The 20,027-nt window shown below is 73.7% G+C and carries 20 protein-coding genes; all 20 read left to right on the top strand.

The features are described from left to right. Positions 1-132 precede the first annotated feature (132 nt). On the top strand, positions 133-1,032 hold the full coding sequence (locus M0638_RS02385) for a hydroxymethylglutaryl-CoA lyase (RefSeq protein WP_248665350.1): 900 nt from the start codon (positions 133-135) through the stop codon (positions 1,030-1,032). Positions 1,033-1,129: 97 nt separating this feature from the next. Then, positions 1,130-1,630, top strand: a complete 501-nt coding sequence (locus M0638_RS02380) for a GNAT family N-acetyltransferase (RefSeq protein ID WP_248665349.1) — start codon at positions 1,130-1,132, stop codon at positions 1,628-1,630. 143 nt (positions 1,631-1,773) lie between these two features. Continuing rightward, a complete protein-coding gene (locus M0638_RS02375) occupies positions 1,774-2,808 on the top strand; it encodes a Bug family tripartite tricarboxylate transporter substrate binding protein (RefSeq protein ID WP_248665348.1) in 1,035 nt (344 codons plus the stop codon). A 287-nt stretch (positions 2,809-3,095) separates the two neighbouring features. Next, complete coding sequence (locus M0638_RS02370) at positions 3,096-3,380, top strand: twin-arginine translocase TatA/TatE family subunit (protein ID WP_248665347.1); 285 nt, start codon at positions 3,096-3,098, stop codon at positions 3,378-3,380. 283 nt (positions 3,381-3,663) lie between these two features. Then, the gene (locus tag M0638_RS02365) at positions 3,664-4,287 is read left to right on the top strand and encodes a methylthioribulose 1-phosphate dehydratase (RefSeq protein WP_248665346.1); all 624 of its coding nucleotides are present in this window, start codon (positions 3,664-3,666) and stop codon (positions 4,285-4,287) included. Continuing rightward, on the top strand, positions 4,284-4,826 hold the full coding sequence (locus tag M0638_RS02360; RefSeq protein WP_248665345.1) for a 1,2-dihydroxy-3-keto-5-methylthiopentene dioxygenase: 543 nt from the start codon (positions 4,284-4,286) through the stop codon (positions 4,824-4,826). The genes M0638_RS02365 and M0638_RS02360 overlap by 4 nt, the downstream gene beginning before the upstream one ends. A 2-nt stretch (positions 4,827-4,828) precedes the next feature. Then, positions 4,829-5,530: an acireductone synthase gene (mtnC, locus tag M0638_RS02355; protein ID WP_248665344.1), complete on the top strand. Its 702-nt coding sequence runs from the start codon at positions 4,829-4,831 to the stop codon at positions 5,528-5,530. A gap of 394 nt (positions 5,531-5,924) precedes the next feature. Then, on the top strand, positions 5,925-6,905 hold the full coding sequence (corA, locus tag M0638_RS02350) for a magnesium/cobalt transporter CorA (RefSeq protein WP_248665343.1): 981 nt from the start codon (positions 5,925-5,927) through the stop codon (positions 6,903-6,905). Between the two features lie 280 nt (positions 6,906-7,185). Beyond that, positions 7,186-8,175: an acetamidase/formamidase family protein gene (locus tag M0638_RS02345; RefSeq protein ID WP_248665342.1), complete on the top strand. Its 990-nt coding sequence runs from the start codon at positions 7,186-7,188 to the stop codon at positions 8,173-8,175. Positions 8,176-8,448: 273 nt separating this feature from the next. Next, positions 8,449-8,988 carry a GcrA family cell cycle regulator gene (locus tag M0638_RS02340; protein ID WP_248665341.1) on the top strand — a complete coding sequence of 180 codons (540 nt, stop codon included), beginning with the start codon at positions 8,449-8,451 and terminating at the stop codon, positions 8,986-8,988. Positions 8,989-9,561: 573 nt separating this feature from the next. Beyond that, the gene (locus tag M0638_RS02335) at positions 9,562-10,203 is read left to right on the top strand and encodes a class I SAM-dependent methyltransferase (protein ID WP_248665340.1); all 642 of its coding nucleotides are present in this window, start codon (positions 9,562-9,564) and stop codon (positions 10,201-10,203) included. Between the two features lie 421 nt (positions 10,204-10,624). Further along, positions 10,625-11,602, top strand: a complete 978-nt coding sequence (gene coxB, locus M0638_RS02330; protein WP_345892975.1) for a cytochrome c oxidase subunit II — start codon at positions 10,625-10,627, stop codon at positions 11,600-11,602. A 25-nt stretch (positions 11,603-11,627) separates the two neighbouring features. Next, complete coding sequence (ctaD, locus tag M0638_RS02325) at positions 11,628-13,220, top strand: cytochrome c oxidase subunit I (RefSeq protein ID WP_248665339.1); 1,593 nt, start codon at positions 11,628-11,630, stop codon at positions 13,218-13,220. A 27-nt stretch (positions 13,221-13,247) separates the two neighbouring features. Then, complete coding sequence (locus M0638_RS02320) at positions 13,248-14,213, top strand: heme o synthase (protein WP_345892974.1); 966 nt, start codon at positions 13,248-13,250, stop codon at positions 14,211-14,213. Beyond that, the gene (locus tag M0638_RS28715) at positions 14,210-14,335 is read left to right on the top strand and encodes a hypothetical protein (protein ID WP_282571792.1); all 126 of its coding nucleotides are present in this window, start codon (positions 14,210-14,212) and stop codon (positions 14,333-14,335) included. Before M0638_RS02320 ends, M0638_RS28715 begins: the two co-directional genes overlap by 4 nt. Positions 14,336-14,602: 267 nt before the next feature. Next, complete coding sequence (locus M0638_RS02315) at positions 14,603-15,226, top strand: cytochrome c oxidase assembly protein (RefSeq protein WP_248665338.1); 624 nt, start codon at positions 14,603-14,605, stop codon at positions 15,224-15,226. A gap of 15 nt (positions 15,227-15,241) precedes the next feature. After that, complete coding sequence (locus M0638_RS02310; RefSeq protein ID WP_248665337.1) at positions 15,242-16,063, top strand: GntR family transcriptional regulator; 822 nt, start codon at positions 15,242-15,244, stop codon at positions 16,061-16,063. Positions 16,064-16,328: 265 nt separating this feature from the next. Beyond that, the gene (locus M0638_RS02305) at positions 16,329-17,180 is read left to right on the top strand and encodes a cytochrome c oxidase subunit 3 (RefSeq protein WP_248665364.1); all 852 of its coding nucleotides are present in this window, start codon (positions 16,329-16,331) and stop codon (positions 17,178-17,180) included. A gap of 237 nt (positions 17,181-17,417) precedes the next feature. Further along, the gene (locus M0638_RS02300) at positions 17,418-18,146 is read left to right on the top strand and encodes an SURF1 family protein (protein WP_248665336.1); all 729 of its coding nucleotides are present in this window, start codon (positions 17,418-17,420) and stop codon (positions 18,144-18,146) included. A 142-nt stretch (positions 18,147-18,288) separates the two neighbouring features. After that, positions 18,289-19,842: a carboxypeptidase M32 gene (locus M0638_RS02295; RefSeq protein WP_248665335.1), complete on the top strand. Its 1,554-nt coding sequence runs from the start codon at positions 18,289-18,291 to the stop codon at positions 19,840-19,842. Positions 19,843-20,027: the final 185 nt, after the last annotated feature.

Below are 20,027 nucleotides of genomic sequence, written 5' to 3'. Positions count from 1 at the left end.
TCGTTTCCGGCGATGAGGCGGGGTGCGAGGAGGGCGGCGGCCCTTCCCGATGACGGCGTGGCGCGCCGGAAGGACGGTGCGCTGGACCGCCGTCGGCCCCGGGGCGCACAGTGTCGCGCGGGAGGACGAGCCATGAGCGGAAAGGTCGAGCTGTCCGAGGTGGCGCCACGCGACGGGCTGCAATCCATCGGGCCCTTCGTCGCGACGGAGACCAAGGTCGCGCTGGTGCGGAAGCTGCACGCGGCCGGGCTGCGCCGGATGGAGGTGGGAAGCTTCGTCTCGCCCCGCGCCATCCCGCAGATGGCCGACACGGCCGAGGTGCTGGCCGCCGCGAAGGAACTGCCCGGGCTGGAATGCACCGTGCTGGTGCCGAACCGGCGCGGCTTCGAGCAGGCGCTGGCGCTGCGGCCGCAGCGCATCGGCCTGTTCATGTCGGCCACCGAGGGCCACAACCGCGCCAACGTCAACCGCAGCCGGGCCGAGAGTCTGGCCGAGCTCGCCGCCATCGTGCGCGAGGCGCCTGCGGAGATGCGCGTGCGCTTCAACCTCTCCACCTGCTTCCATTGCCCCTTCGAGGGGGTGGTGCCGGAGGCGGCGGTGCTCGACCTCGTGCGCGGCATCGCCGCGCTCGATCCGGCGATGGAGATCGCGCTCTGCGACACCACCGGCAACGCGGCGCCGGACCAGGTGCGGCGGCTGTTCCGCCACGCCATCGCCGAGTTCGGCCACCGCTTCGCCTTCCACGGCCACGACACCTACGGCATGGGCGTCGCCAACGTGGCGGCGGCCTACGACGCGGGCTGCCGCGTGTTCGACGCGGCGGCGGGCGGCCTCGGCGGCTGCCCCTTCGCGCCGGGGGCGACGGGCAACGTCGCCATGGAGGACGTGGTGTGGCTGTTCCGGCGCATGGGCGTCGCGACCGGCGTGGACTGGCCGCTGCTGCTGGAGGCGGCGGATTTCGCCGCCGGGATCGCCGGCGCGCTGCCGGGCGGGCGGATGCGCGGGGTGCCGGCGGCGCGAAGGGCGGCGTGAACGCGGCGCGCCTGCGCACCGGACGCGCGCCCCTGGCGAGTCCGGCAACCCGCACCGCGGCAGGCGGCGGGCGGCCGCCGGCCACGGGCGTCGCCGGATGCTGATCCGCGACGCGCGCCCCGACGACGCGGCCGCCGCCTGCGACGTGATGCGGCGGTCGATCGCCGGGCTCTGCGCCGCCGACCACGGCGGCGACCCGGCGATCCTCGCCGGCTGGCTGCGCAACAAGACCCCCGGGACCTTCCTGGAATGGCTCGCGCAGCCCGGGAATTCGCTGCTCGTCGCCGTGGAGGACGGCGCCGTCCTCGCGGTGGGCGCCGTCACCGACCGGGGCGAGATCACGCTCAACTACGTCTCGCCCGATGCCCGCTTCCGCGGCGTCAGCCGGGCGCTGCTCGGCGCGCTCGAGGCGCGCGCGGCGGCGTGGGGCAACGACCGGTGCCGCCTGGCCAGCACCGCGACGGCACGCCGCTTCTACCTGGCGCGCGGCTATGTCGAGACCGGGCCGCCGGGCGGCCGTTTCGGCACGGGGGCCGGCTATCCGATGGTGAAACGCCTCGAACCCGTGGCCGAACGTCCCGGCGGGAAGCAGGCATGACGGGTCCGGCGGCGATGGGCGCCGCGCCCGCCGCCGGGACCGCCCCGGGCCGGTCCGGACCGCCGCGCTCGGCCGCCATGCCGCCGCCCGCCTGGACGATGCCCCCCGTTCGTGCTGCAAGCCGGCGCAGGAGAACGCCTGTCATGCCATTCGCCCGTCGCCCGCTGCTCCGGGCCGCCCTGTTCGCCGCGCCGGTGGCCCTCGCCGTGCCGCAGGCCGCCCGCCGCGTCGCCCTCGCCCAATCCGGCGCCCAGTCCGGCGCCCAGTCCGCCGCCGCCGGCTGGCCGGAACGGCCGGTGCGCGTCATCGTCCCCTTCCCCGGCGGCTCCACCCCCGACATCGCCGCGCGTGCCGTGGCCGCGCACTTCGCGGAGGCGTTCGGCCAGCCCTTCGTGGCCGACAACCGCGCCGGCGCCGGCGGCAACCTCGGCACCGACGCCATCGCCAAGGCGACGGACGGGCACACCATCGGCGTCTCGATCAACGGCCCGATCACCACGGCCAAGGCGCTCTACCAGGACCTGCCCTACGAGCCGGCGCGCGACCTCGCGCCCATCACGCTGCTCGTGCGCATGGCGCAGATCCTGGTGGTGAATCCGGCCGTGCCGGCGCGCGACCTGGCGGGCTTCGTGGCCTATGCCAGGGCCAATCCCGGGAAGATGTCCTTCGGCTCGGTCGGCGCCGGCTCGGCCGGGCACCTCGCCATGGAGGACCTGAAGGCGCGCCTCGGCATCGACCTCGTCCACGTCCCCTATCGCGGCTTCCCGCAGGCGACGCTCGACCTCGTGGCCGGGCGGATCGAGGCCATGGTGGTGAGCGCCGCCGCCATCCTGCCGCAGATCCGCGAGGGGCAGGCGCGCGCCCTCGCCGTCACCGCCGAGGCGCGCATCCCGCAGGCGCCGGACGTGCCCACCCTGGCCGAGGCGGGCGTGCCGGACGCCGCCTCCTATGCCTGGATCGGGCTGTTCGCCCCCGCCACCATGCCGGCGCCGATCGTCGCGCGCCTGGCCGCCGAGGCGCGGGTGGCGCTGTCGGTGCCGGAGCGCCGCGCCACGCTGGAGCGGGCCGGCTTCGAGGTGGCGACCGGCGATCCGGCCGAATTCCGCCGCTTCATCGCCGCCGAGACCCGCCGCTGGGGCGGGCTGGCGACGCGGCTGGGGCTGCGCGGGGATAGCTGACCGGGCCGCCATCGCCGCCGATGCCCGAACGAACCGGGCCGGTGCCGACCCGGAAGGCACCCGGAAGGCAGCCGGCGGTGAAATGCCCGGCCCGCGCCGGGTTGCGGCGGCATGGCGGGATCGCCATCTCCGGCCCGGCGCTTCGCGGCCCGGCCCGGCCTCCCCGGCGCCTGCGCCGGTTTGCGCCCGCCGGGCGGAGCCACTAGTCTCCGCCGCCGAGGCAACGGCCAGGCGTCACGACCCGCCGGGCCGCGGAAAACGCCAATTCGACGGATCGAGGCTGCACCATGGGTTCCTTCAGCATCTGGCACTGGCTGGTCGTCGGCGCGATCGTCCTGCTGCTCTTCGGCGGCGGCGGCAAGATCAGCGGCCTGATGGGCGACCTCGCCAAGGGCATCAAGTCCTTCAAGAAGAACATGAACGAGGACGACGCCTCGATGGAGGCGGAGGCCCGCCAGGCCCAGCCCGGCAGCATCCCCGGCCCGGCCGTGCCGCCCGCCGCGGCGCCGGGTGCCGCCCGCCCGACCGAGACGGCCGGCGCCGCGAACCACCCGAACCGCCCGGCCGCCTGAGCCGCGCCGTCGCGTCCTGCCGGCCTCGCCACGGGGTGGGGCCGGCCCCTCACCGCGCCTGCCCGACAGGCCCGCCCCCGCTTCCTGCCGGGCACATCGGCCGGCGGTGCGGGGCATCCCGTGCAGGGCACCCGGCCTTCGCCGGCATGCCGTGTCCCTTCGCCGGCGTGACGTGTCCGATGGCGCGGCCGGGCGGCTTTCCGACGCCTGACGCCGAGGCGCGGCATGCCCGCCACCGGCGGCCGCGCCGGCATCCCACCGGCATCCAACGAGGCCCGACCCGATGCAGGACCTGTCCATTCCCGAGGCGGCCAGCCACGCCATCCTCGAGGCCGGGCGGCGCATGGATCGCTTCGGGTGGGTGCCGGCCACCGCCGGCAACATCTCGGTGCGCCTCGGGCCGGACCGGGTGGCGATCACCCGCTCCGGCCGGCACAAGGGCTTCCTCGACGCCGCCGGCGTGATGCAGGTGGACCTCGCGGCGCGGCCGCTCGACAGCAACGCCCGCCCCTCGGCCGAGACCGGGCTGCACTGCGGCATCTACCGCCGCTTCCCCGAGGCCGGCGCCGCGCTGCATGGCCATTCGGTCGCCGCCACCGTGCTGAGCCGCCTCGCCGGCGACACGCTGACGCTGGCCGGCTACGAGCTGCTCAAGGCCTTCCCCGGCCTGCCGACGCACGACGCGACGGTGGCGGTCCCGGTGCTGGACAACGACCAGGACATCCCCCGCCTGCAGGCCGAGGTGGAGCGGCGCTGGGCGGACATGGCGGTCATTCCCCCCGGCTACTTGATCCGCGGCCACGGAGTCTATGTATGGGCCGCCGACATGCCGGCCGCGCTCGCCCGGCTGGAAGCCTTCGAATTCATGCTGGACTGCGAGCTTGCCTTGAGGAGGGTTCGCCCATGAGCCGACTGACGGTCTGGGACGCGGGCTCCGGCCAGGAGCTGCTGCGCACCGAGGATGCCGACCGCATCGCCGAGGCGCTGCGGCCGCTCGGCGTCCGCTTCGAGCGCTGGAACCTGCCCAACCCGCTGCCCGAGGGCGCCTCCAACGAGGCGATCCTCGATGCCTACCGCCCGCACCTCGAGGCGCTGATGGCGGGCGCGGTGAAGTCGGCCGACGTGATCTCGCTCACGCCCGACCACCCGCAGGCGGCGGCGATGCGCGCCAAGTTCCTCAACGAGCACACGCACAGCGAGGACGAGGTGCGCTTCTTCGTGCGCGGCGCGGGCGACTTCGTGATGCACGTGGACGGCAAGGTGTTCGACGCGCACTGCGTGCAGGGCGACCTGATCTCGGTGCCCGCCGGCACGCGCCACTGGTTCGACGCCGGCCCGCGCCCCGACTTCATCGCGCTGCGCGTGTTCCAGGACGCCTCGGGCTGGGTGGCCGAGTTCACCGGCGACGACATCTCGTCGCGCTTCCCGGTCCACGAGATCGCCTGAGCATGGCGGCGCGGGGAGCGGCGGTGGGCGCGGTGGTGACCGACGTCGAGGGCACCACCACCAGCATCGCCTTCGTCAAGGACTCGCTGTTCCCCTTCGCCGCCGCGCATCTCGACGACTTCCTCGACGCGCACGGCGAGGAGCCCGAGGTCTCGGCGCTGCTGGCCGAGGTCGAGTCCGAGGTACCCGACGAGGAGCCGCGCGCCACGCTGCACCGCTGGATCGCCGAGGACCGCAAGGCCACGCCGCTCAAGGCGATCCAGGGGATGATCTGGCGCGCGGGCTACGCGGACGGGCGGCTGCACGGGCATCTCTGGCCCGACGTCGCGCCCTGCCTGCGCGCCTGGGCGGCGGGCGGCGTCGCGCTGTACTGCTACTCCTCGGGCTCGGAGGAGGCGCAGCGGCTGATCTTCGGCCACAGCGTCGCGGGCGACCTCGCGCCGCTGTTCCGCGGCTACTTCGACACGCGCATCGGTGGCAAGCGCGAGGCGGCGAGCTACGCCGCCATCGCGGCGCGCCTCGGCCTGCCGGCGGGCGAGATCCTGTTCCTGTCGGACGTGGCCGAGGAGCTGGACGCCGCCGCCGCCGCCGGCCTCGCCACCTGCCAGCTCGTGCGGCCGGCCGACGGCACCGTGGCCGCCGGGCGGCATGCGGAGGCGGCGGATTTCCCCGCCGTGGCGGCGCGCTTCGGGCTGCCGCGGTAGCGGGCCGGGCGGCGCCCCGGCATTCCCGCGCCGGGATGGGCCGGCGGGGAAGGCGGACGGGCGCGCGGGACGACTCGGCAGGCCCGTCGGCCGCGGCGCCGACCGCGCCGTCCGTCCCCGGCTGTCATCCATCGGCCATCGTGCCGTCATCCGGGCGCCATGACGGCGTGGTCGGTGCGGGCACGGCGGCAGGCCGGGCCGCCACACCGGGCGACGAAGTGGGCGACGATCCGGGCGAAGGCGCAAACCGCCCGTGGCCGCGGCCCTGCAAACCTGCTTAGAGCCCTCTCTCGGCGCCTTCCGGCCCGCCGGAAGCCGCCCATCACCCCGACCATCAGATCGCCCGAACCGGTCCGCCGCCCCGCCCCAACCCGTGCCACGGGAACCGCGCCGCATGATGACGACCTACACCGTGTCGCAAGGCCAGCTTCAGGTGCACGAGGGCGAGGCGGCCTGTCTCGACGGCGCGGTCTGGATCGACCTGCTGAACCCGAACCGCGCCGAGGAGCAGGCGGTGCAGGCGCGGCTGCGCGTGGAGGTGCCGACGCGCGAGGAGATGCAGGAGATCGAATCCTCCTCCCGCCTCTACCGCGAGGACGACGCGCTGTTCCTCACCGCGCCCTTCCTGCACGGGGTCGAGAACAACGAGTACGGCTCGACCGCCATCACCTTCGTGCTGACCAACACCGCGCTGGTGACGGTGCGCTACGCGACGCCGCGCGCCTTCTCCACCTTCGCCGCGCGTGCCCGCCGCACCCCCGGGCAGTTGCTGGGCAGCCCGGACGCGGTGATGCTGCACCTGTTCGAGCAGGTGGTGGACCGGCTCGCCGACATCCTGGAGCGGGTCGGCGCCGACATGGACAAGGCGAGCCAGGCGGCCTTCCGCTCGGCGCGCGGCACCGGCAAGGCCAATGTGCGCGACGCCGACCTCAAGCACGCGCTGCTGACGCTCGGCCAGGTGGGCGAGGTGACGACGCGCGCCAACGAGACCCTGCTCGGCCTCAACCGCATCCTCAGCTTCGTCGCGGCCGAGAAGGCGCTGGCCGTGCGCAAGGAGAACCAGGGGCTGATCAAGACCCTGACGCGCGACGTCCGTTCCCTGGTCGAGCATGCCGGCTTCCTCAACAGCAAGGCGAACTTCCTGCTCGACGCGGTGCTCGGCATCATCAACGTCGAGCAGAACGCGATCATCAAGACCTTCACCGTGGCCTCGGTGGCGCTGATGCCGCCGACCCTGATCGCCAGCATCTACGGCATGAACTTCCAGGAGATGCCGGAGCTGAATTGGAGCTTCGGCTACCCCTCGGCGCTGGTGCTGATGATCGGCTCGGCGCTGCTGCCGATCTGGTACTTCAAGCGCAAGGGATGGCTCTGACGCGGCCGGCCGGCTGCACCGGGCGCCGCCGCCGGCGGCCGGGGCGCCGCCCCGCGCCTGCCGCGGCGGCAGCCGGCCGGTGCGTTTTCACGCCCGCGCCGGTTTGACTCCGCCCGGCGTATCGGGTGCATTGCGCCGCGCAACGGCCGGCGCCCATGGCACGCCTCCGATGGCACCCTTCCGGGGGATGCCCGCGGGAAGCATCCCCGGGAACGATCCCGGACGCGGCGCCCGGGGCACGGCGCCGGCCGCGACCACGCCGTACCCGAGGAGCAGGCCGATGCCCGCCAGCACGCATGTCGTCGACGCGACGCCCACGACCACGCGCTTCGGCCTGTTCGACGCCGCCTATCCGCCCGTGCTGACCGTCGATTCCGGCGACCTCGTGGAGCTGCGCTGCGTCTCCGGCGGGCCCGAGGTGATGCCGCCGGCGGGCAGCCCGTTCCGCATCCCCGACGCGCTGGCCGCGATCCACGCCGCGAAGCCGGCGCGCCTCGGCCCGCACATCCTGACCGGGCCGGTCGCGGTGCGCGGCGCCGAGCCGGGCGACGCGCTGCGGGTGGAGATCGAGCGGATCGACCTCGGCGCCGACTGGGGCTTCTGCGGCTTCCGCCCGCTCGGCGGCACGCTGCCCGAGGACTTCCCCTACCGCCGCACCCTGCACATCCCGGTGGACCGCGCGGCGCGCACCTGCCGCCTGCCCTTCGGCCCGTCGAGCGACGGCTCCGAGGGCGGGCTGACGCTGAAGCTCTCGCCCTTCTTCGGCGTGATGGGCGTGGCGCCGCCGCCGGAATGGGGCGCGGTGAGCACCAAGGAGCCGCGCGCGCATGGCGGCAACCTCGACAACAAGGAGCTGGGCGAGGGCGCCACGCTCTGGCTGCCGGTGTGGAACGAGGGCGCGCTGTTCTCGGCCGGCGACGGGCACGGCGTGCAGGGCGACGGCGAGGTCTGCATCAACGCGCTGGAGATGTGCCTGACCGGACATTTCCGGCTGACCGTGGAGAAGGGCGGCGGCGCCAGGGACCCGGCGCTGCGCTTCCCGCGCGCCGAGACCGCGACGCACTTCATCAGCATGGGGCTGCACGAGGATCTCGACATCGCCATGAAGCAGGCGCTGCGCGAGATGATCGCCTTCATCGTCTCGCGCACCAACCTCTCGGCGGCGGATGCCTACCAGTTCTGCTCGCTGGCGGTGGATTTCCGCGTGACGCAGACGGTGAACGGCGAGAAGGGCGTGCACGGCATGCTGCGCAAGGGCCTGCTCTTCTGAGGCGACGCTGACGGGAACCGGCATCCGGCGAGGCCTGGAAAGGCATCGACTCGGCACGGCGGGCGCGGGGAAGCGCGATTCCGGTGGAGAACTTCGTCCCCGGCATCCCTGCGCCGTGCGACGCGCGGGTTGTCCCATCGCCGGGACAGGTTCCGCACAGGATTTGCCCAGGGTTTTCCACAGCTTTCCCATGCGCCGCGACTTGCCAGAACTTGTGTGATGCTTGGGCGATATCCTACCGTATCTTGTGCCACTGGGGGGTGAGGGCGCGTGATGGACTGGACTGCTGAGGCCATCGAACGGCTGCGCGCATTGTGGGCCGAGGGGCACTCCACGGCGGAGATCGGCCGGCGCATGGGTGTCTCGAAGAACGCCGTGGTGGGCAAGGCGCATCGCCTGAACCTGCCGCCGCGACCGAGCCCGATCCATCGCGAGGGATCGGCCGAGCCGGGCGTCGAGGGCGTGCCGGCGCGCCGCCTGCCGGCACCGCGCAGCACCGCGCCGCGCGCGCCGGCCCAGGCCGCCGCCGAGGCGCCGCGCGCCGCCGTCCCGCCGCCGCCCGAACCCGCCGCTCCCGCTCCGGCCCCCATGCCGGCCGCCGCGCCGGCAAGGCCGGCCGCCGCCGCGCCGGCCGCCGTGGTGCGGCCCTTCCAGCGCCTGGGCGCCCGCACCTGCTGCTGGCCGCTCGGCGAGCCCGGCACGCCGGAATTCCGCTTCTGCGGCAGCGAGGCGATCGCCGGCAAGCCCTACTGCGCGACGCATGCGTCGCTCGCCTACGTCAAGGCGCGCGACCGGCGCGAGGATGCTGCCTGAGGGACGTCGCCCCAGGGGAAATATTGCCTGGGGGAGTGCTGCCCGAGAGGATGGGCCGTGGCCGGCGCTGACGGCCCGGCGGGGGTTGACCCGATGGGCGGGGCGTTCCGGGCCTGGGGGGGCAGCCGGGACGCCCCGCCCGCAGCCGGGGCGTCCCGGCGCGGATCGCCGGCGGGCGGCCCCGTCCGAAGGCGTGGAGCCGCCGTGGAATCGAGGCCCCGCCGCGCACCCCCGCCCCGGCCGGGCAACAATTCGCGGCAGTTCCGGGCCGCCTGGCGGCGGCACGGAACGGGTCGTTTCCGGCACGTCCTGCGGCGCGCCGCGCAGAGCGGGCTTGCCCGCCGGCCCGCTCTGGTCTAGCCCCTTCCTCGCGCGACCTTCCCGGAACGGGTTCACGCCGATGCGGCCTTCGGGCCGCCCGGCCGGACCCGGCCGGGCGCGTCCGCGCGGGATCCCCGGGGGTCCCCGATATCATCACGGCCCTGCACGATGCCTCCCACCGACTCCGATGGTTCGGCACCAGGCAGTTGCGGGAGGAGACCGGTCATTTCCCAGTTCAGCGGTTCCGAAACCTTGCGGGAGCATCCGCGCGCCGCGCTGGATGCCGAATCGGTGCGCGAAGCCTACCGGCGCTGGGCCGGCGTCTACGACGCCGTGTTCGGCGGCGTCTCGGCGCTGGCCAGGAAGCGGGCGGTGGCGGCGGTCAACCGCCTGCCCGGCAGCCGGGTGCTCGAGGTCGGCGTCGGCACCGGGCTCGCCCTGCCCCTCTACGCCCCCGACAAGCGCGTGGCCGGCATCGACCTCTCGCGCGAGATGCTGGAGGTGGCGCGCAAGCGCGTGGCCGCCGAGCGGCTGAGCCGGGTGCTCGGCCTCGTCGAGATGGACGCCGAGTCCATGGCCTTCGAGGACGCCTCCTTCGACATCGCCGTGGCGATGTTCACCGCCTCGGTGGTGCCGGACGCGCACCGCCTGTTCGCCGAGATGCGGCGCGTGGTGCGGCCGGGCGGGCACCTGCTCTTCGTCAACCACTTCGCGGCCGAGCGCGGCCTGCGCTGGTGGGTGGAGCGCACCATGGCGCCGCTCTCGCGCGTGCTGGGCTGGCATCCGGACTTCATGCTGCGCGACCTGCTGCCCCAGGACATGCAGCCGGTCTCGATCGAGCCCTGCTTCCCGGCCGGGCTGTTCACCCTGGTGCAGGTGCGCAACGGCGCCTGAGACGGGCGCCGGCACGCCGGCCCGGCAAGGCGCCGGCACGCCGGCGACGGCGCTCCGGCGCCGCCCCGGCAGGACGGCGGGCGGCCGGCCCGGCCGGCTATCCTTCTGACCTGACGACAATAACCGACCTTCCGTGCGCCGCCGTTGCGGCGCCGTCCCTTGTGTGCCGCCGCCTGCCGCGACTATGGTCCGGAAGCGCCTTCGCCTGCCGCCAGGCGGCATGCGGCGGCGCGCGGCACGCGGCCAACTCCGAGCCAACGGAACCGGTGCGCGGTGCCCGCGGGGCATGACGGGTGCGCGCGGCGCACGCGTGGAAACGGAACACGGGATGCGTCGCTTGCTGACACGCTGGCTTGGAATCGCAGACCGGCGGGGCGCCGCCGGAACGGGGGCGCCGGGCCGTCCCGCCGCCTCGGGCAGAGTGCCGGGTCCCGCCCTGAAACGTGCACTGGAACGCGCCCTGGAACGCGCCCTGGGCGCCGCCACGGTGCTGGCGCTCGCCGCCGCGCCGGCGCTGGCGCAGAACGCGCCGCCGCCCACCGGCATCAGCGAGCCCGGCGAGCGCTTCGCGCCGCATGCCTGGGGCATCGGCCTGCAGGAGGCCGGCGGCACCATCAAGGAGGCGATCCACGGCTTCAACGACCTGGTGCTGTGGATCATCATCCCGATCACGATCTTCGTCTTCGCGCTGCTCGCCTACGTGGTCTGGCGCTTCCGGGCGAGCGTGAACCCGACGCCCTCCCGCACCAGCCACCACACCTACCTCGAGATCGCCTGGACCGTGGTGCCGGTGCTGATCCTGATCGTGATCGCGATCCCCTCCTTCCGCCTGATCTACTTCCAGGACCGCACGCGCGACGCCGACCTGACGATCGGCGTGCAGGGCCGGCAGTGGTACTGGCACTACGCCTATCCGGACCAGGGCAACTTCGCCTTCGACAGCCGCCCGGTGCCGGCCGAGGAGATCCGGGGCGCGCAGCTGCGCAACCTCGAGGTGGACGAGCCGCTGGTGGTGCCGGTGGGCAAGAACATCCGCGTGCTGACCACCGGCCAGGACGTGATCCACAGCTTCTTCATCCCCTCGCTCGGCGTGCAGCGCTACACCATCCCGGGACGCACCATCGAGACGTGGTTCCGGGCGGACCACGTCGGCACCTTCTACGGCCAGTGCAACCAGATCTGCGGCACCAACCACTGGTTCATGCCGATCGTCGTGCGCGCCGTGCCGCAGGAGGAGTTCGACGCCTGGGTCGCCGGCGCCCGCCAGCGCTTCGCGGCCGAGAACGCGCCCCTCGGCGCGCCGGCGAACGCGGTCGCCGCCGCGCCGGCCGCCCCCAGCCTCCCCGTGGCCGCCGCCCAGGGCGGGAACGGCCAGCTGATCGCGGAGCTTCGCCGCTGAGCGCGGCGACACGAAGGACCGAACCATGGCGACCGCAACCGACGCCCATCACGACGCGCACCACGACCACAAGCCGGGCTTCGTGGCGCGCTGGCTGTTCAGCACCAACCACAAGGACATCGGCACCCTCTACCTGATCTTCTCCGTCTTCGCGGCGGCGATCGGCATCGGCATCTCCATGCTGATGCGGCTCGAGCTGATGAACCCGGGGATGCAGTACTTCGCCGACGGGCAGCTCTGGAACGTCATGGTCACGGCGCACGGCGTGATCATGGTGTTCTTCGTCATCATGCCGGCGCTGATCGGCGGCTTCGGCAACTGGTTCGTGCCGATCATGATCGGCGCGCCGGACATGGCCTTCCCGCGCCTCAACAACATCAGCTTCTGGCTGCTGGTGCCCTCCTTCCTGATGCTGATGGCCAGCCCCTTCGTGGGCGGCGCCGGCACCGGCTGGACGCTCTACCCGCCGCTGTCCAACGCCAACTTCCAGTCCGGCGCGGGCGTCGACCTCGCCCTGTTCTCGCTGCACCTCTCGGGCGCCAGCTCGCTGCTGGGGGCGGCCAACTTCATCACCACCATCTTCAACATGCGCGCCCCCGGCATGACGCTGCACAAGATGCCGCTCTTCGTGTGGTCGATGCTGGTGACGGCCTTCCTGCTGCTGCTGAGCCTGCCGGTGCTGGCCGGCGCCATCACCATGCTCATCACCGATCGCAACTTCGGCACCTCCTTCTTCGACCCGGCCGGCGGCGGCGACCCGGTGCTGTGGCAGCACCTGTTCTGGTTCTTCGGCCACCCCGAAGTCTACATCATGATCCTGCCGGGCTTCGGCATCGTCTCCCACGTCATCTCGACCTTCAGCCGCAAGCCGGTGTTCGGCTACCTCGGCATGGCCTACGCCATGATCGCGATCGGCGTGGTGGGCTTCGTGGTGTGGGCGCACCACATGTTCACCTCGGGCATCTCGGTCGACACCCGCGCCTACTTCATGGCGGCGACCATGGTCATCGCCGTGCCGACGGGCATCAAGATCTTCTCCTGGATCGCCACCATGTGGGGCGGCTCCATCGAGCTGAAGACGCCGATGCTCTGGGCGATCGGCTTCGTCGCGCTGTTCACCGTGGGCGGCGTGACGGGCGTCAAGCTCGCCAATGCCGGCGTGGACCAGATCCTGCACAACACCTACTACGTGGTGGCCCACTTCCACTACGTGCTGTCGCTCGGCGCCGTGTTCTCGATCTATGCCGGCTTCTACTACTGGATCGGCAAGATGAGCGGCCACCAGTACCCGGAGTTCTGGGGCAAGGTGCACTTCTGGCTGACCTTCGTCGGCGTCAACATCACCTTCTTCCCGATGCACTTCCTGGGCGCGCAGGGCATGCCCCGCCGCTACCCGGACTATCCGGACGCCTTCTGGGGCTGGAACATGGTGGCCTCGATCGGCGCCTTCATCTCCGGCCTCTCCTTCCTCGTCTTCCTCTATGTCTGCTTCCGCACCTTCACCTCGAAGGAGCACCTGGCGGACAATTACTGGGGCGAGGGGGCGACCACACTGGAGTGGCAGGTCTCCAGCCCGCCGCCCTTCCACACCTTCGAGGACCTGCCGCGGGTGCGTTGAGCCCCGCCTATCGGGTAAGAAGACCGCATGAGCGACTGGATTTCCGCGACGAAGGGGGGCTCCGCCCCCCTTCCCTTCGTTCCGGCCCCCGATACGGCGGCGGACCTTTCCGAGGTCGGCGACTGGATCGCGCTGCTCAAGCCGCGCGTGATGACGCTGGTGGTGTTCACCGGGGCGATCGGGCTGCTGCTGGCGCCCGCCCGCCTGCACCCGGTGCTGGCGCTGACCGCGATCCTCTGCATCGCCGTGGGCGCGGGCGCGGCGGGCGCCATCAACATGTGGTACGACCGCGACATCGACCTGGTGATGCGCCGCACCGCCGGCCGCCCCATCCCGGCCGGGCGGATCGCGCCCGAGGCGGCGCTGGGCTTCGGCGCCACGCTCGCCGTCGCCTCGGTGATCGTGATGGGGCTCGCCATCAACTGGGTGGCGGGCGCGATCCTGGCGCTCTCGATCGGCTTCTACGTCTTCGTCTACACGATGTGGCTGAAGCGCCGCACGCCGCAGAACATCGTCATCGGCGGCGCCGCCGGCGCCTTCCCGCCGGTGCTGGGCTGGGCCGCCGCCACCGGCCATGTCGGGCTGGAGCCGCTGGTGCTGTTCGCCATCGTCTTCTTCTGGACGCCGCCGCACTTCTGGTCGCTCTCGCTCTGGGCGCATGGCGACTACCAGCGCGCCGGCGTGCCGATGCTGCCGGTGGTGGCGGGCGCGCGCGAGACGCGCCGGCAGATCCTGCTCTACACCGTGCTGCTGGCGCCCCTCGGCCTCGCGCCCTGGGCGCTGGGCTTCGCCGGGCCGGGCTATGCCGTCGTGGCGGCGGCGCTGGGGGCGGGCTTCCTGTGGCACGCCGTCGCGGTGTGGCGCGACCGGCAGGATGAATCGGGGCGCAGCCTGACCGGCGACGCGCCCGCCAAGCGGGCCTTCCGCTTCTCGCTGATCTACCTCGCCGTGCTGTTCGCCGCCCTGGCCGCGGACCGGCTGCTGCTCGGATGACCGAGCAGGCGGAATTCCTGCGCCGGCGGCGCCGGCGCAACATCGCCATCATGGCCGTGCTGCTGGGTCTGGTGGTGCTGTTCTACTTCATCGCCATGGCGCGGATGAGCCAGCGGGCCTGAGCCGGGGCGTCGCCCCGGACCCCGCCAAGGGGCGCTGCCCCTTGGAACCCCGCCAAAGGGCGAAGCCCCTTTGGAAACCCATTTTATTATTAATTCGAACCGATTCGCCATCACCTCCCCCAAACGAATGGGGTCTGGGGCCTCCCGGCCCCAGCGGATGGGTCCAGGGAAGGCAGAGCCTTCCCTGGCGGGGTCCGGGGCAGCGCCCCGGAAAAGCCCCCGCATCCGGGGCTTGCCCCCGGCGCGCCGCGGCGCGATGTGAGGGCCATGGACCCCGCGCCCTCCCCCTCCCCCGCCGAGACGCTGCGCCGCCGCAACCGGCTGGTCGGCGGCGGCGCCGCCCTGGTGGTCTGCGGCATGGTCGGGCTCGCCTTCGCCTCGGTGCCGCTCTACCGGCTGTTCTGCCAGGTGACCGGCTACAACGGCACGGTGCAGACCGGCGCCGCCCTCCCCGTCGCGGCGGGCGAGCACCGGGTGACGGTGCGCTTCGCCGCCAACACGCAGCTCGACCTGCCCTGGCGCTTCGCCGCGCAGCAGCCGAGCGTGACGGTGCATGTCGGCGAGCAGAACGTCGCCTTCTACGAGGCGACCAACCGCGCCGGCGTCCCGGTCACCGGCACGGCGCTCTACAACGTCACGCCGGAGGTGGTGGGGCGGTACTTCCACAAGACCGCCTGCTTCTGCTTCCAGGAGCAGACCCTGGCCCCCGGCCAGCAGGTGCAGATGCCCGTCGCCTTCTGGGTCGACCCGGCCATCGCCGACGACCCGAACACGCGCGACATCCGCACCATCACCCTCTCCTACACTTTCTTCCGCAGCCTCGACGACGCGGCGCGCTCCGGCGCCCTGGCCAGCGCCGGGCCGCATGTCGGCGCGGCGCCGGCACGCTGAGCCCGGCCGCCGGGCATGGACACGCCGGACAAGGGCGCGACGGGAACGGGAGACGGGGCGGAGCGCGGCGCCGGGCGGCGGGGCCGCGGCGGCCGGCAGGGATCGCCATCGACCGTACGTCGCGCGGCGCCGGAGGGCGACGGGTCGGAGGCGGAGAGCCGCACCCTGGCCGAACGCCTCGCCGCCGCCATGGCCGACAGCATCGTCTCCGGCGAATTCACGCCCGGCACGCGGCTCGACGAGCATTCTCTGGCGCGCCGCTACGCCGTCTCCCGCACCCCGGTGCGCGAGGCGCTGCGGCAGGTCGCGGCCTCCGGGCTGATCGAGACGCGGCCGCGCCGGGGCGCGGTGGTGGCCTCGGTGACGCCGGCCGGGCTGGAGGCGCTGTTCGGCGCCATGGCGGAGATGGAGGCGACCTGCGCCAGGCTCTGCGCTATCGGCATGACGCCGCTGGAGCGGCGGCGCTTCCAGGCGCTGCACGAATCGATGGCGGCGCTGGTCGAGCTGGGCGAGCCGGACGCCTACGACGCGGCCAACCGGGAATTCCACCTCGCCCTCTACGCCGGCTGCCACAACCCGGTGCTGCAGGACATCGCGACCGGGCTGCGCCGCCGCCTCGCCCCCTTCCGCCGGGCGCAATTCCGCAACCCGGGCCGGCTGCCGCTCTCCTGGCGGGAGCACGACGCGGTGGTGCAGGCGGTGCTGTCCGGCAACGCAGCGGCGGCGCACGCGACCATGCTGCACCACGTCAGCCTGGTGGAGGACGCGTTCGGCGCCTTCGCCGCCGGGGTGGAGCGGCGGCCGGCGCACCGGCCCGCGGACGCGCCCGCGGGATAGGGCGGCCCGAGGCAGGATGCCCGCGCCCCTGCGACACGGGATCGGCCGGCCCTGCCGGCGCGCCGCGCGGGCTTGATCCGACTGGTCTTTTCGGGATTGATGCACCCTGACCGGCCAACCCCGCCTGCCGGCTCGCCGGCGGGCCGGCAGGCAGGCCGTAAGGGAGAGCTCCGGGGCGCGGCCGCGGGGCCGGTCGCCGCGGCGACCGCAGAGACCAGGAAACGATATGGCCAGCACTGCCCAGCCTCTTGCCCCATCCCTGGCGATGACGGACGCCACGATGGATTCCATGGGCGAGCCGCCGCCGCCGCACCGGCACCCCTACCACCTGGTCGATCCCTCGCCCTGGCCGCTGCTCTCCGCCTTCTCCGGCGGGGCGCTGCTGCTCGGCATCGTCATGTGGGCGCACTACAACGTGCACTGGGTGCTGGGCCTCGGCATCGTCGGCGTGCTCGGCTGCGCCACGATGTGGTGGCGCGACGTGGTGAAGGAGAGCCGCACGCCGGGCCTGCACACGCCGGTGGTGCGCATCGGCCTGCGCTACGGCATGTCGCTGTTCATCGCCTCGGAGGTGATGTTCTTCGTCGCCTTCTTCTGGGCCTACTTCCACTTCGCGCTCTACCCGCAGCACGTCTCGGGCGCGGCGACGCCGATGTGGCCGCCGGCCGGGGTCTACACCTTCGACCCGTGGCACCTGCCGCTGCTCAACACCATGATCCTGCTGCTCTCGGGCACCACGGTGACCTGGGCGCACCACGCGCTGATCCATGGCGACCGCAAGGGCATGCTGACCGGGCTCGGCCTCACCGTGCTGCTCGGCCTGACCTTCACCTTCTTCCAGGCGGTGGAGTACTCGGAGGCGCCCTTCGCCTTCAACGGCGGCGGCATCTACTCCTCGACCTTCTTCCTGGCGACCGGCTTCCACGGCTTCCACGTCATCGTCGGCACCATCTTCCTCGGCGTCTGCTTCTGGCGCGCCTGGCTCGGCGAGTTCACGCCGAAGCGGCATTTCGGCTTCGAGGCGGCGGCCTGGTACTGGCACTTCGTGGACGTGGTATGGCTGTTCCTGTTCGTCTGCATCTACATCTGGGGCGCGGGGCCGATCGCCGAGCATTGACCCGGCCGGCCGCCTCCCGCCCGGGCCGCTCCCGGGCGGCGGCCCTCCTTCCCGGCGGCGACGGCCGCCGGGCGACACGGACTCGGCGGCCGGTCCCGGCGGGACCGGCCGCCCGCGTTTCCGGAACATCCCATGGCTGAAGCGGATCGTCTTTCCGAGGCCCGTACCGCCCTGCCCGCCGGCTCTCCCGCTGGTCATCCCAATGGCCATCCAGGCGGCACGGCCGGGAGGCCGACCATGGGCGAACGCTGGCGCCGGCTGCTGGTCCCGGCGCTCGCCGCCCTGCCGGTGCTGGCCATCCTGCTCGGGCTCGGCACCTGGCAGGTGCAGCGGCTGCACTGGAAGAACGCGCTGCTGGCCGAACTCGATGCCAGCGAGGCGGGCCCGGCCGTGCCGCTCGGCGCCGCCCCGCCGGCACCCTGGGCCAAGGTGGTGGCGACCGGTCGCTTCGACCATGCGCGCGAGGTGATGCTGGGCAGCGAGGTACGGAGCGGCGGCGGCAACCCGATGCTCGGGGCGCATCTGGTGACGCCGCTGCTGCGGCCGGGCCTGCCGCCGCTGCTGGTCGATCGCGGCTGGGTGCCGCTGGAGCGGCGCGCCCCGGTCTGGCACCCGGAGGGCGAGGTCTCGGTGGTCGGCTACGTCCGCCCGGGCGAGACGGCGGGCTGGGTCTCGGCCAGCGACGATCCGGCCGGGCGGCGCTTCTTCACCTTCGACCCGGCGCGGATCGGCGCGGCGGTCGGGCTGCCCGGCGTCGCCCCGTTCGGCCTCGTGGCGCTGGCGCGGCAGGGCGGAACGCCGGGGGGACCGGGCACGGAGGCGCCGCCGGGCAACTGGCCGGAGGCGGCGCGCAGCCTGCCGCGCCCCGGCAACAGCCATCTCGGCTACGCGATCACCTGGTACGGGCTGGCGCTGTCGCTGGTGGGGGTGTTCGTCGCCTTCGCCCGGCGGCGGCTGCAGGAGTGAGGCAGCGCCACGCCGCCCCGGGCGGCGGCGTGGTGCGGCCGCCGGCCGCTGCCCGGGGCGGCGGTCCGGTCCGGCTGCCGGCCCCGTCTCCCGCGCGTGCCGGGACGTGCCCGCCCGGCCCGGACATGCTTCAGTGGGCGACATGAACGACGACGCCACCGCCACCCGCTACGCCACCGCCTCCGGCCCCGAGGCCGCCTATCGGCGCCTGACGGCGCGCTTCGGCCGGCTCGCCGTGCTCGGCGAGGCGCAGTCCATGCTGCACTGGGACGCGAGCGCCATGATGCCGCCGGGCGGCGCCGCGGCGCGCGGCGAGCAGCTCGCCACCCTGGCCGGGCTGGGCCACGCGATGCTGACCGCGCCCGAGGTGGCCGACGATCTGGCCGCAGTTGGGGCCGCAGTCGGGGCCGGGGCGGCGGTGGCGGGCGAGTGGGAGGGCGCCAACCTCGCCCTGATCCGCCGCGCCCATGCGCGCGCCGTGGCGCTGCCGACCACGCTGGTGGAGGCGGTGGAGCGCGCCAACAGCGCCTGCGAGACCGTGTGGCGGCGGGCCAAGGCGGAGTCGGACTTCGCGCTGGTGCGCCCCTATCTCGCCGAGGTGGTGCGGCTGCAGCGCGAGACGGCGACGGCACTGGGCGAGGCGCTGGGGCTCGATCCCTACGACGCGCTGATGGACGGCTACCAGCCCGGCATCGGCGCCGCCGACGTGGCGCCGGTCTTCGCCGCCTACGAGGCCTTCCTGGCGGAGGCGCTGCCCGAGGCGGAGGCGATCCAGGCGCGGCGGCGGGCCCCCGTGCAGCCCGTCCCCCCCTTCCCCGCCGAGGCGCAGCGCGTGCTGTGCCGGCTGGTGACGGAGCGGATGGGGCTCGACTACGACCATGCGCGCCTCGACGAGAGCCTGCACCCGTTCTGCGGCGGCACGCCGACCGACGTGCGCATCACGACGAATTACGACGAGTCCGACTACGCCAAGGCGCTGCTCGGCGTGATCCACGAGACCGGGCACGCGCTGTACGAGCGCGGCTTGCCGGAGGCCTGGGCGCGCCAGCCCGTGGGCGAGGCGGCGGGCATGGCGGCGCACGAATCGCAGAGCCTCATCATGGAGATGCAGGCGGCGCTTTCCGACGCCTTCCTGGGCTGGCTGGGCCCGGTGCTGCACGGGCGCTTCGGCGGCGAGGCGGCGGCCTACGCCCCGGCCAACCTCGCGGCATTGTGGCGGCAGGTCGGGCGCGGCTTCATCCGCATCGAGGCGGACGAGCTGACCTACCCGGCGCATGTCATCCTGCGCTTCCGGCTGGAGCGGGCGCTGATCGGCGGGTCGCTGGAGGTGGCCGACCTGCCCGGCGCCTGGAACGAGGGCTTCCGGGCCGCCTTCGGCATCGTGCCGCCGGACGATGCGCGCGGCTGCCTGCAGGACATCCACTGGCATGACGGCGCCTTCGGCTACTTCCCGAGCTACACGCTGGGGGCGATGGCGGCGGCCCAGCTCATGGCGGCGGCGCGGCGGGACCTGCCGGAGATGGACGCGGCGCTGGGGCGGGGCGAGATGCTGCCGCTGGTGGGCTGGCTGCGGGAGCGGGTGCATGCGCAGGGCTCGCGCCTCGGCTTCCAGGACCTGCTGCGGCATGCGACCGGCAAGCCGCTCGATCCCGCCGACTTCCTGGCGCATATCCGGCGGCGCTACCTGACGGCGTGATCCTTCCTGAACCGAACGGGAGGCCCGGGGGGCTTCGCCCCCGGCGGGGATCGTAAGGGGCGGTGCCCCTTGCGGGGTCCGGGGCGCAGCCCCGGGGCTGGTGGCGCGGCACTGGCGGCGCGGGCCGGCGGCATTCACGACACGGCGGTTGATTCCTCCCCCCGCCAGGGGCGCAATTGCCCGGC

The sequence above is a fragment of the Roseomonas acroporae genome, from assembly GCF_023223525.1.
GTDB lineage: Bacteria > Pseudomonadota > Alphaproteobacteria > Acetobacterales > Acetobacteraceae > Roseomonas_E > Roseomonas_E acroporae.
The sequence above is the reverse complement of the archived record's forward strand: the minus strand, read 5'-3'. Positions and strand labels throughout refer to the sequence as shown.